At 49.4% G+C, this 12,188-nt stretch carries 10 protein-coding genes; 1 reads left to right on the plus strand and 9 read right to left on the minus strand.

What is annotated here, in order from left to right; genetic code table 11:
• Positions 1-14: 14 nt before the first annotated feature.
• From H8Z76_RS02305 to trxB, 3 genes are all read right to left on the minus strand, one after another.
• Positions 15-236: a hypothetical protein gene (locus tag H8Z76_RS02305; protein WP_186981535.1), complete on the minus strand. Its 222-nt coding sequence runs from the start codon at positions 234-236 to the stop codon at positions 15-17.
• Between the two features lie 266 nt (positions 237-502).
• Entirely contained in the window at positions 503-1,852 is a 1,350-nt protein-coding gene (locus tag H8Z76_RS02310) for a C40 family peptidase (protein ID WP_186981536.1), read from the minus strand.
• A 130-nt stretch (positions 1,853-1,982) separates the two neighbouring features.
• Positions 1,983-2,897 carry a thioredoxin-disulfide reductase gene (gene trxB, locus H8Z76_RS02315; RefSeq protein WP_147617811.1) on the minus strand — a complete coding sequence of 305 codons (915 nt, stop codon included), beginning with the start codon at positions 2,895-2,897 and terminating at the stop codon, positions 1,983-1,985.
• 164 nt (positions 2,898-3,061) lie between these two features.
• Here trxB and H8Z76_RS02320 point away from each other — a divergent pair, with 164 nt between their 5' ends.
• A complete protein-coding gene (locus H8Z76_RS02320) occupies positions 3,062-3,250 on the plus strand; it encodes a YjfB family protein (RefSeq protein WP_022514548.1) in 189 nt (62 codons plus the stop codon).
• Between the two features lie 50 nt (positions 3,251-3,300).
• On the opposite strand, the gene fliB is transcribed toward H8Z76_RS02320, so the two are convergent.
• The 6 genes from fliB to H8Z76_RS02350 are packed head-to-tail and all read right to left on the minus strand — an operon-like array spanning position 3,301 to position 12,137.
• A complete protein-coding gene (fliB, locus tag H8Z76_RS02325) occupies positions 3,301-4,503 on the minus strand; it encodes a flagellin lysine-N-methylase (RefSeq protein ID WP_186981537.1) in 1,203 nt (400 codons plus the stop codon).
• Between the two features lies 1 nt (position 4,504).
• Positions 4,505-6,307: an oligoendopeptidase F gene (gene pepF, locus H8Z76_RS02330; RefSeq protein WP_186981538.1), complete on the minus strand. Its 1,803-nt coding sequence runs from the start codon at positions 6,305-6,307 to the stop codon at positions 4,505-4,507.
• A 20-nt stretch (positions 6,308-6,327) separates the two neighbouring features.
• Positions 6,328-7,191 carry a YitT family protein gene (locus H8Z76_RS02335; protein WP_147617809.1) on the minus strand — a complete coding sequence of 288 codons (864 nt, stop codon included), beginning with the start codon at positions 7,189-7,191 and terminating at the stop codon, positions 6,328-6,330.
• A gap of 24 nt (positions 7,192-7,215) precedes the next feature.
• Positions 7,216-9,354, minus strand: coding sequence for a YhgE/Pip domain-containing protein (locus H8Z76_RS02340; RefSeq protein ID WP_022514544.1), 2,139 nt, complete (start codon positions 9,352-9,354; stop codon positions 7,216-7,218).
• On the minus strand, positions 9,338-9,772 hold the full coding sequence (locus tag H8Z76_RS02345; protein ID WP_186981539.1) for a hypothetical protein: 435 nt from the start codon (positions 9,770-9,772) through the stop codon (positions 9,338-9,340). The genes H8Z76_RS02340 and H8Z76_RS02345 overlap by 17 nt, the downstream gene beginning before the upstream one ends.
• A 16-nt stretch (positions 9,773-9,788) precedes the next feature.
• A complete protein-coding gene (locus H8Z76_RS02350) occupies positions 9,789-12,137 on the minus strand; it encodes a YhgE/Pip domain-containing protein (protein WP_022514542.1) in 2,349 nt (782 codons plus the stop codon).
• Positions 12,138-12,188: the final 51 nt, after the last annotated feature.

The following is a 12,188-nucleotide window of genomic DNA, read 5'->3' on the forward strand; positions in this document are numbered from 1 at the left end:
TTTCCGGTTTTATTTTAAGGCAGGTATATTTTTATGATTTGTATACAAAACGCCCGTTCTTTTTTTTCACTATGTAAACCACACAAGTTATCCACTTTTTTGTGGATAATGTGCATAACTTCGTGTATAACTCTGTTTTTCCTCCTTTTTCCCCTCTCCCATGTTGATAAGTTTCCACGTTCTTTTTTCCCGCCCGGATTTTTTTGTTCGGAATTTGTGCACTTTGCTTTTTTCATTTTCTTCTTCTCTTTCTGCTCCGTACCAGAGCAGTTCTTTCGTTTCCTTTTCTCCTCTCCTTTACATAACTCCGTTTTCACTTTACATAACTTGGCTTTTACTTTACATAACATCTTTATTTTGGAAGCCTGTTGAAATTGTCGCACATTTTGCCATACAAATCATGCGCTTTGTGCGTCCATTTTCCACGTTGCTAGTACACAAAAAGACAGCAGAAACGTTTTTTGCGTTCTCTGCTGTCTTTCTCTATTCCGTTCAAATGCAATTAGAAAATACGTCTTACTGCAAGGATGTCTCTGTAATATGCGGTAGAGATCTTGATACCGCTTGACGGTGTACTTGCGTGTACAATGGATCCATTACCGATATAAATACCAACATGTCCACTGTAGCATACGATATCACCCGGCTGCATATCGGAGGTGCTGACACCATATCCCACTCCGCGCAGTGCGCTTGAAGAATGTGGAAGTGAGATTCCATACGCGCCGTATACACTCATGACAAATCCGGAACAGTCCGCTCCGTTTGTCAGGCTGGTTCCGCCATATACATACGGATTTCCAACGAACTGGCACGCATAGCCTGCAACTGAGCTTCCACCGCCGCCAGACGGGGATGAATAGGATTTGGAAGATCCTGATTCCTTGGAGGAGGATTTATCCTTGTCCTTACCCTTGGTGCTCTTTTCTTTCTCTGCCGCTGCTGCTGCCGCCGCTGCTGCCTGCTGTCTCTCTGCTTCTTCCGCTGCAAGTCTTGCCTGTTCTTCTTCTACGGTCTCTCCGTATTTATACTCGGTGGAAAGGCCGACATAATCGGTAGATACATAACCTTCACCTTCCTCAATGGAAACCTTGACCCATCCGGTGATCGACTCATCTGTAACGGTAAGATCTTCTCCGTTCGGTACAAGACCAAGGATCTCTGCATCTGTGGACGGAGCGGTACGGACTTTCAATGTCTCCGTATTTACCGTAGCTACACGACGTCCTGCCTGTTTCGCCACATTCGCGTCACCGACGATCAGATATTCACCTTTTATGTATCCGGTGCAATTTCCAGAAGTGATCTTGTACCAGTCTCCCTCTACGCCTTCTACGGAAGCCATGCAGTTCGTGTACAGCTTTCCGACCGGTTCGCTGTCCTCACTCGCCGCGCTTCTGACATTGACGTAGCTCTCTACATTCGCGATCGCCACATCATTAAATTCTGCTGTCACCACCGACGTGCTGTTATTCACAACATCGGCTGCCGCTGCCTTCGCGTTGGAATCGCTCGCTGCCTGTGCATCCGCCTGCGCTTCCTCTGCTGCTGTCTGTGCTTCTGCCGCCTGGATCTCTGCCACATCGCTTGTTCCCGTCGACTGGATCTGCGACATCGTAGATGTGATTCCCGCTACGGTTGTTGTCTCATCCGCCAGCCCGGATACCGCCGTATCCGCCGTTGCATTCTGCGACTGCGTGGATGTCTGTGCCGCAGATGCCACCTGGGTGCTCGCGTTTCCGGATACCGCACATGCGCCCGCAAACGGTGCCGCATAAGTAACTACCGGTGTACCGGAAAGTGCCACAACACTGAGTGCAATCGCTGCCAGCTTCATGATTTTATTCTTCATCGAAATCCTCCATATCAGTTTTCGTACATTTCTCGTTTGTTATTTGTTACAAATTTATTACATTTATTACATGGTTATTATAGCAAAGGGTTTCCCCACTGTCAACCGTGTTATCCTGGAATATTTTTCCTTATAATCCATGCAGATACTCTTCCACTGCGGTGATCGCGTTCGCTCCGTCCGCCGCCGCGGTGATGACCTGTCTGAGCGGCTTTGTTCTAAGATCTCCTGCCGCAAAGATCCCCGGTCTGCTCGTCTTTGTATCTTCTCCCGCGATAATGTATCCGGCATCATCCATTTTTACGAGACCGGAAAAACTCTCCGTGTTCGGCATCGTGCCAACCGCAATGAACACTCCGTCCACCGGAAGGCTTCTTTTTTCCTTTGTCTTCTTATTAGAGATGTCGATCGACTGAACCTGTCCTTCTCCTTTGATCTCCTCGATAACGGTATCAAGTACCAGTTCGATGTTTTCGGTTTTTTTCACCTGTTCCTGCAAGACCTTCGCACCACGGAATTCGTCCCTGCGGTGGATCAGATATACTTTGCTGCAGCCACGCGCGAGAAAAAGCGCATCCTCCAGCGCGACATCGCCGCCGCCTGCCACTGCAACTGTTTTCCCACGGAAGAACGCGCCATCGCAGGTCGCGCAGTAGGAAACTCCCATTCCGCCAAGTTCCTGTTCTCCCGGCACTCCGAGTTTCCGGTGATCCGCTCCGGTTGCAAGGATCACGGTCTTTGCTTCATAGTCACCCTTGTCCGTGCTGATCTTCTTCACATCGCCATCTGCCGATATGCCCTTCACCTCTGCCGTGACAAATTCAGCTTCCATCTTTTTGGCATGTTCCATGAACTTCTGTCCGAGTTCAAAGCCGCCGATCCCCGGAAGCCCCGGATAATTATCCACCTCATCCGTATTTAGGATCTGTCCGCCGCTCATTGGCTGTTTTTCGATCACGAGCGTGCTCAAACGCGCGCGCTTTCCATATATTGCTGCCGCAAGTCCTGCCGGACCGCTGCCTATTATGATCACATCGTATGTCATTGTCGTTTTCCTTTCCCAAAAAACTACACTTCTTTTATACTATTACATTATTTTGAACATTTTATGAATTTTTGTACTTTTTTTACTTTTTTCTTGTTTTCCCGATGCTTCCATGCCATAATGAAATTAACTAAAGTTTATTTCCATGCAAGGAGGTGGATGCTATGGGAATTGATTCTTTGACTTCCATTGCGCTATCTGCACTGGATATGCCGAGTACCAGCACCGACATCGGGATTGCCGTACTTGGAAAGCAGCTCGATCTCAGTGAGACGATGGGCGACAGCATGGTTCGTGCCATGGAGCTTTCCGTCAATCCAAACGTTGGCAGCAACATCGACATTTATGTTTAAAAAGAAGCGGACTGTCGCTGTATGGCAGTCCGCTCTTTCTTTTCCGCCGCTTACCGGATCGCGCGCACCTGTTCACGCATCTGTTCAAGCGAAAATATTTCCTCAAAGTCAAAATCTTCCGCGAGATTTTCCAGATTTTCTTCGGAGTGCTCCATCTCCCTCGCGTAGATCCGCGCCACATCGACCCGGTCTTCGACCGAATAGCGGTGTCCGTTGTCGAGATAGCGCACCACATCCATATCCCGGATCATCAAAAAACTTGTCACCGCAAGTTTTGCCTGGCTGAGAAAACGGTAGTCATAGACCGCCCGCATAAAATGGCGGTAGGTAAAATAACACAGGATCTGTTCCCACTCATAATATCTGTCATGGTAAAACTCCGCAAATTCATTATGTAAACCAATGTAATCCGCTTCCGTTTTGTCCTCTCCCGCAAGCGTCTCGAGCAGATGTGCCAGCGTTCCCGGCCATTCCTCATCGAGTATTTCCATCGGCTCATAAAATCCCGCGCGTTCCCGCATGGCTTCCAGCTGGTTTAACGCAAAATCACTTTCATATTCCGGCAGTTTCTGTTCCGTCTTCATCTCTGCGATCACCGCTTCGATCTTCCACGGCTCCTCCCAGTTTAAGCATTCCTGCACCCGGTCGGCAAAGACCAGATATTCTTCCAGCCGCGCGCCAAGCGGTTTTTCCCGGTTCTGCAGCAGGGCAAGCGCGTAATCCCGCGCCTCTCTGATATATTCCCAGTCCTCTCTTGTATCGACATCTTCCTCATCTTCATCCACTTCCGGTTCATCCGTATCGTCCGCATACTGTGTCTCTTGCTCCGGCACCGGTTCATCCGGGATCTCCCGCTCCACGATCCGAAACGGTTTCTCCTCGGCAAAGATCAGGCGACAGGCCTCCTCACAGGAAAGTCCGAGACAGCGCTCCATGATATTTCCATAGGTAAACGTCACTCTCGGATAATCCGTACAGGTCTCGCAAAGTGTATCCTCGCCAAGTTCCGTATAGATATCACAGAGATTTTTTTCATTCAGAAACGGACAGCGGTTGTTGATCAGAATGAAACTGTCCTCTTCTCCCTCCGACATATTCTGCCGCAGGCGGTCTCCGAACGCTCCCGGAACCGCCTTGTAGTAATCAAAGGTTTTTTCATCGATCTCTACTTCCCAGCCGGCGCAGCAGCTGTGGCGGCAGCGCCCGGCAATACACTCAAATTCATCAAAATAGTCTGGAACCCGCAGTATCATCTTACAGTAATTCCTCCAATTCACTCACCAGTTCTTCAAACAGCTGCAGGGCATCCTCCACCGGCTTTGGTGTGGAGATATCCACTCCCGCCATTTTTAAGAGTTCGATCGGATCTTTGGAGCATCCGCCTTTTAAGAACTTCATATAATCGGCAACGCCCGCCTCTCCCATCTCGAGGATCCTTTTCGACAGGGCGATTGCACAGGAAAAACCGGTTGCGTACTGATACACATAAAATTCCGTATAAAAATGCGGAATGCGCGCCCACTCCAGCGCGATCTGCGGATCCGATACCATTTCCTCTCCGAAATATTTCCGGTTCAGATCCATATATACCGCGCACAGACGCTCTGCTGTCAGCGATTCGCCCTTCGCGTACATCTCGTGCGTGATCTTTTCAAACTCCGCAAACATGGTCTGGCGGAATAATGTTCCCTTAAACTGGTCGATAAAATGGTTTAAAAGATACGCTTTTTCCTTCTTATCTTTGCTTTCCTTTAACAGATACTGCATTAGCAGTGACTCATTGCAGGTAGACGCGACTTCCGCGACAAAGATCAGATAACCGGAATACACATAAGGCTGATTCGCGTTGGAATACCAGCTGTGCAGTGCATGCCCCATCTCGTGCGCAAGCGTAAACACGTCATCCAGTTTTCCCTGATAATTCAAAAGCACATACGGATGCGTGCCATAGGCACCCCAGGAATACGCGCCGCTGCGTTTTCCCCGGTTCTCATAGACATCGATCCAGCGATGGTCAAATCCCTCTTCCAGATGACTCACATATTCTTCGCCCATCGGCGCAAGTCCGCGTTTTACGATCTCTTTTGCTTCCGCGAACGGGATCTTTTTCGTCTGATCCGCCACAAGCGGCACATACACGTCGTACATGTGGAGTTCCTCCACGCCAAGCGCGCGTTTGCGCAGTGCCACATAACGGTACATTGCCGGCAGGAAACGGTGAACGGTTTCGATCAGATTGTCGTAGACTTCCGTCGGAATATTTCCCGGCGCAAGCGCGGCAGCAAGCGCAGAAGGATATTTTCTTACGTCCGCATAGAATTTCGCTTTTTTCACATTCGCGCTGTAAGTCGCCGCCAGCGTATTCTTAAACTGATCGTAGGTCTGATACAGTGCCTCAAATGCCTCTTTCCGCACCCTGCGGTCACTGCTCTCCATAAATCCGCCAAACCGCCCATGCGTCAGTTCCACTTCTTTTCCATTTTCATCCCGGATCGTTCCAAACTTCGCGTCCGCGTCATTGAACATGGAAAAAATATCATCCGGCGCAGTTGCCATTTCATACGTCTTTGCAAGGATCTCCTCCCCGGCAGCGGACAGCGTGTGCTCCTTTCTCCGCCATATCCGGTCGATCAGAAGCCGGTATTTTTCAAGCTTTGGATCTTCCTTTAAAAATCCCTGCATCCTGCTCTCCTCCATTGCAAGCAGCTCCGGCTCGAAAAAGGCCTCGGCAGCGGAAAGACGCGTCGCAGCGACCTGTGCCTGCGCGGCATATCCCTGATAAGTGGAATTTCCCATATCCTCGTGCATCTTCTCATTCGAGTAAACTAACACCTTTTCAAACAGATTCTCCGTCTCATCCGCAAGCGTCAGATACGCATAAAGTGCATCCGCAGATGCACTTACCTTTCCTGCGTAGCCTTTTAACTGCGCGAGCTGTTCTTCTAACTGTTTTACCGCCGCTTCCCAGTCAGCGTCCGTCAAAAACAGATCCTCCAATGCCCATTTGTCCGCCTCCGCGATTTCTGAACGCGCCGGCAGTTTTTCTATTTCTGCCATTGTTTTCCCCCTGTCTGATTTTAGTTGAGTCCCCGGAATCCTTTTCCTATGATCTCACTGCTGTTGGTGATCGCGATAAAGGCTCCCGGTTCCGTTTTATGGATAAAATTTCGAAGCTGTACTGCCTGAGAACGTTTCATGACAGTCAGTATGATCGTTTTTTCTTTATGTGCGTATGCGCCCTCCGCATGATAGATCGTTGCGCCGCGCTTTAACTCATTCTGGATGAATGTGCAGATCGGCTCCGGATTTTCACACACGATCGTAAAATACTTGCAGAGGTTGATGTTCTCGATCACGCCGTCAATGACAAGCGATTTTGCCATCAGTCCGCAGAATGAAAACAGTCCGGTCTCAATGTCAAAGACCAGGCTTGCCGCCACCGTGATCCCGAGATCTACCAAAAACAGTGCCATTCCGATATTTAAAGTGGAATATTTTTTTAAGATCATCGCGATGATATCCGTGCCGCCTCCGGAGGCGTTGACATTAAAAAGGATTGCGGAACTGAACGCCGGCAGTACGATCGCGTAGATCAGCTCTAAGACCGGCTGGCTCGTGAGCGGCCCCTGCATCGGGCAGAACACGTCAAGCAGGCTGAGTCCTAGTGAGGAAAGTACACTCACATAAACGGTCTTGATGCCGAAGCCTCTGCCCAAAAACAGGAAACCAAACACCAGAAGTACCATATTGATCACAAAGTTCAATGTACTCGCGCGCAGTGCCGTAACCTGGGAGAGGACAACCGCAAGACCGGTCACCCCTCCAAACGAAAAGTTATTCGGGAATTTAAAGAAGTATACTCCCACATCCAGAATGATCGTTGCGATCGTAAGTGTGATGTACTCTAAAATCTTCTGATCCCGCTTCATATTTCTGCTCATCTGTACTCTATTCCTCTTATCCTTTTATAACATGATCCCTGATTTTTCCTTGCTCTTGTCGATCATCCGGTTCAATTTGCGGAACGGTACCGCAACGACCAGTCCAATAAAAAGACCGACGCAGACAACAATACAGAGTTTTAAAATGCATTTCCAGTAAGTCATCGCATACATACCGCCGATCGTCTCACGCAGCGCGTTCATGCCAAATGAAAACGGCAGGAAACGATAGATTGCCTGATAGATCTTCGGCAGTGTCTCGATCGGGAAAGTACCGCCCGCACCCGCAACCTGGATTACCATGATCACGACCGCAACCGCTTCTCCGACTGTCTCAAATGCCACCGTCAGCGAATAGATCAGCATCGTAAACGCAAAACTGCTCATTGCGCACGCGAACCAGAACAAAAACGGATTGTGGCACTGGATCTTGATATAAAACAGATCCCCGAGCACCGCGATCAGTGTCTGCACCTGACCGATCAGAAAGAAGGTGATGTAACGTCCGAAAAACTGCTGGTATGGCTTTGTCTCCATGATCCCCGGTTCCGGATGCACCTTTACATGTATGATCGCTACCAGGATCAGCGCCCCTACCCAGATCGCAAGTATCGTATAAAACGGTGACATCGAGGAACCGTAATTTGCGATCTCATATACCGCTTCTGTGTCAAGCGCAACCGGTGATGAGATAAAACTGCCCAGAAGTTCCGGGTCTGTCTTTAAGACATCCAGAAGTTCTTTATACTGTTCATCCCCGGTAAGTGTCGTGATGTCGGTACGGATCTGATCGAGTTTCTCTTTCATATCAACCGCCATATCACGCGAAGACACCAGCCCTTCCATTCCGGAAGAAAGCGTGTCTCCGTATTCTTCGAGCACATCCGTCACACCGCTCAAATCCCCGTCCACGCCGGAGAGGATCGCCTGTGCCGAATTCAAAGAGCCCTGCATGGAATTGATTGTAGACCGGAGCTGTGGCTTGATCGAATAGGTATAAGTGTCACCCAATGCGTTTATCTTTGTCTTACATGTCGAAATCTCGCCTAAGATCTGCTGTTCCAGTGCTTTGACCGCATCCGAACCGGCTCCCGCATTTGTGGAAACCGCCTCCAGATCCGTGGAGATCTGATCGAGCTGTGTCTGGATCTCAATCACCTGCGCGTCCACGCCGTCATACACCACGATCGATGAGGTCGTAGAACCGAACATCTGCTTTAAATACGGCATAATCGCCTGTGCTCCCGCAAGTCCGTTCGTCACGCTTCCCTCTTTTCCCTCGAGGTTTGACAGGTCATTCTGTATCATGGACGATACCTGATCCAGGGTCGTGCCTATCATATCCAGGCTGTAGCTTACCATATCAGAGACGGTATCCGCGCTTGCCGTCCCGGAAGTGACTGCTCCCTGCATCGCGTTTACCGTATTCTGCCCGTTTCCGACCAGATCGTTCAGATCCGGGATCATCACCTGTGTCGTATCGATCAGGCTTGATGCCGAACCGGTCACGCTGATAAAGGAATTCATGATATTGATATAATTCTGCAGGTCTCCGTCAAGTTCATCCAGCCGTCCGGTCACCGCGTCAACCAGTGACACATTTCCATCCGTATCCACCAGTACATTGCTCACCTTCATTAAGGATTCCGCGATCGTACTCACGAACGTGCTGTTGACCTGTTCCTGCACTGCGGTCTTCGCCTTGGAAGTGATCTTTGGCGCGATCGCGTTCTTCTTTTCGTTTTCATAGTAGGTGATCTTCGGATGTGTGACATCTCCGCTCATGAAGCTGACCATATCCTTGGAAAAATCCTTGGAAATCACCAGTGCCGCGTAGTATTCCCCACTGTACACACCGTCCGTCGCTTCTTCCAACGTATCCGGGAATACCCAGCCTATCGTCTTGTTTTCTTTCAGCCCGGAAAGTACATTATCACCGATGTTCATCGAAATTCCCGCGACTTCTGTTCCCTCATCCTGGGAAACGACCGCGATCTTTAAATTGGATGTGGCTTCCTGCGCGTAAGGATCCCAGTTGGAAAGGATATTGAACCATGCATATAAAGACGGGATCACAGAAAGTCCCATGATCACGACCACCGCCACCACGTTGGTGCTGAGTCTTCGGAAATCCGCACAGAAAATCTTAATTATGTTCTTCATTCTTATCTGCTCCCTCTTCCTCTATTGCAAGTGTCTCGCTGTTTAATGTCGCGTCCAGCTTTTTCACCGCGTTCTTTAACGGCCCGTCAATGGCAGGCACGCCCGGTCCGATCAGCGCTTCCACGCCGGCATCGCCGCGTTCATCCAGCTCGTTTAATTTTTCCTGTAATTTATAATCACTGTATTCTACAAAGACCAGATACGCCGCAAGGATAAACAGCGACACGATCCAAAGTACCAGAAAGATCGTTTTTGAGCTGCCTGTCCAAAACAGCATTGCGAGGAAAATCAACGGTATGATGATCAGGCATTTCAAGCCGATACGGATCCTCTTCTGGTTTTTCAGGTGGATCTTCTGCTCATAATCCAAAAGAATGTCGTACATTCTCTCATACTTACTGTAATTGTCTGTATTCATAAATGCCGCCCTCCTCTTACATCATCTTCGTATCTTCCATACGTTTTTCCATAAAGTGGTTCAGCCTGATAAACGGAATCCGGATCACAAGTCCGATCATAAGCCCCGCGACCGCAAACACGAGAAGTTCGGAGAGCGCCGTCTCAAAGGTGCTTCCGTACATGCCCGCAACCGTTTCACGCAGCGCGTTGATTGCATATGGGAACGGGAAAAATATATATACTTTCTGATAAAAGTCCGGCAGTATCTCGATCGGATACGTTCCGCTCGATCCGGCGATCTGGATAACTACGATAACGACCGCAAAGGCTTTTCCCATGTCTCCAAACGCAATGGTGAGCGCGTAGATCAGCATGGAAAACGTAAAACTGGTGACCGATGCGGCAAACCAGAACAGTCCCGGATAGAGGATCTGGCATTTTAACAGGAAAATATCACCGAGCACAACGACTGCTGCCTGCACCTGTCCCAGGACAAAGAACAGCAGATATCTTCCGAAAAAGAGCTCATGATGCTTCGGATGATCCAGTTTGTCCGGATCCGCTTTTACCTTGATCAGAGATACTAAAAGCAGTGCGCCTACCCAAAGCGCCAGTACCGTATAAAACGGTGCAACTGCGGAGCCATAATTTTTCACTTCATAGACCGGTTCCGTCTCAATGGATACCGGCTGTGCAAAGAACTCTCCGTAGGTCTCCGGATCTCCTTCGAGAATATCCATCAGCACATCCACTTTTTCGTCTTCGCCTGCGGCATCGAGTTTGTCTGTGATATCGGTAAGCTCGCTGCTGACCGAACGGATCACCGCCTGGATCTGCACCAGACTGTCATCCAGTCCTGACATTGTCGTCTCCACGCCGTCAAACACAAGTCCCATGTTGCCAAGCGTGCTGTTTAAGTTGTTTAACAGATTGGTGACATTCGTCAGTGCCTGCGACATGCTGTCCAGCACATTCGACATTTCCGGCACAAGGTTGTTGGAATATACGCCCTTCATATTCTCGATCGACTGTTTGCAGCCGGAAAGTGTGCTTGAGATTCCCGCCGCATCCGAATCGATCGTAGTTTTCACATCATTTGCGATTTTGGAAGCGTCACTGCCCTGTTCCGCCTTGATATCCGAGATCGCTCCCTGGATCGTATTTAACGCCGTTGTGATATCACCGGCTCCGTTTTGCAGTGACTGGATCGCGTCCAGTGCCGCCTGGATCTGCTGCTTGGTCTCCTCACTGAGCTGGATATCGGATGGGATCTGAATATCCGGGATCTGGATGTCCGGAATCTGGATCCCGCTCTCTGTGCTCTGTTCTCCGCTCTCATCCAGTGCCATCTTCTGTTCGTCTGTCACATCTTGTAACTGCTGCTGTTTATTCTCCGCTTCCTGTCTGCTCAGTTCTTCGAGTGTCTGCTGCAGGGTACTAAGCTGCGCGATCAGCGCTTCCGTATCATTTTTTGTCTGCGCAATGCTCTCCGCCGTCACTTTTGCCTTGTCACCAAGTCCCGCATTGGAAAGATCCGTTGCCACAGCGTCCAGCGATGCCTGCACCTGATTGAGCGCTTCCTGCACATCCGTGTTAAAGCCCGCCAGCGTCGCCTGTGACGCGGTAAGGCTCGCATTGGTATCCGTCACATCCTGTGCCGTATCCGATATTTTGGTGCTGAGTCCCGGGATCTTGTCGCTTGCAGAATTGACCGACGCAGTCAGTGCCTCATTTCCCTGGATAAAGGTATCGATCATGCCGTCATACGCCTGTAAGCTCGCATTGATCTCCTTTAATTTATCCTCAAAGCTCTCGATCCCATCGGAATTTTTGAGATCCGCCGACAGCTGGTTCGTCTCTGTAAAGATCGTACTTGCCACCACTTCAATAAATTTCTCATTGATGCTGGTCTGTAACGTCGTCGCCGCAGTATCCGTGATCTTCGGCGCGATCGCGTTTTTCTTCTCATTTTCATAATAGGTAATGGAGGAACCCTGGAATCCGTTCGTGACCGATTCATACATATTGCTGGTAAAATCCTCGCCGATCACGACTGCCGCATAGTATTTGCCGCTGTAAACACCATCAAGTGCCTGATCCTTATCGGTAAATACCCAGCCTATGGTATCGTTTTCTTTCAGCTCATCGACAACTTCGTCACCCATATTGACGACCGACCCGTCCGACAGCGTGTAATCCTTATCCTCCGTCGCGACTGCGATCTGCACGCTCGATGTATTTGCGTAGGGATCCCAGTTGGAATAAATATTAAACCATGCATACAAAGACGGTATGATGCAAAGTCCGATGGCGATGACCAGCGCGAAAAAATTCTTCATCAGTCCCCGCACATCCGATAAAAAGATCTTGATTATATTTTTCATGAGTATTTCCTCTCCCTGTCCCGAAAAATGTATCTTTCCTGCCCAAAGGGC

It is taken from the genome of Roseburia yibonii (genome assembly GCF_014297335.1).
Lineage (GTDB): Bacteria > Bacillota > Clostridia > Lachnospirales > Lachnospiraceae > Roseburia_D > Roseburia_D yibonii.

Coding starts and splice junctions, on each gene's coding strand:
- H8Z76_RS02305 (WP_186981535.1), bottom strand. CDS start 236: ATGAAAAAAGCAAAGTGCACAAATTCCGAACAAAAAAATCCGGGCGGG.
- H8Z76_RS02310 (WP_186981536.1), bottom strand. CDS start 1,852: ATGAAGAATAAAATCATGAAGCTGGCAGCGATTGCACTCAGTGTTGTG.
- trxB (WP_147617811.1), bottom strand. CDS start 2,897: ATGACATACGATGTGATCATAATAGGCAGCGGTCCGGCAGGACTTGCG.
- H8Z76_RS02320 (WP_022514548.1), top strand. CDS start 3,062: ATGGGAATTGATTCTTTGACTTCCATTGCGCTATCTGCACTGGATATG.
- fliB (WP_186981537.1), bottom strand. CDS start 4,503: ATGATACTGCGGGTTCCAGACTATTTTGATGAATTTGAGTGTATTGCC.
- pepF (WP_186981538.1), bottom strand. CDS start 6,307: ATGGCAGAAATAGAAAAACTGCCGGCGCGTTCAGAAATCGCGGAGGCG.
- H8Z76_RS02335 (WP_147617809.1), bottom strand. CDS start 7,191: ATGAGCAGAAATATGAAGCGGGATCAGAAGATTTTAGAGTACATCACA.
- H8Z76_RS02340 (WP_022514544.1), bottom strand. CDS start 9,354: ATGAAGAACATAATTAAGATTTTCTGTGCGGATTTCCGAAGACTCAGC.
- H8Z76_RS02345 (WP_186981539.1), bottom strand. CDS start 9,772: ATGAATACAGACAATTACAGTAAGTATGAGAGAATGTACGACATTCTT.
- H8Z76_RS02350 (WP_022514542.1), bottom strand. CDS start 12,137: ATGAAAAATATAATCAAGATCTTTTTATCGGATGTGCGGGGACTGATG.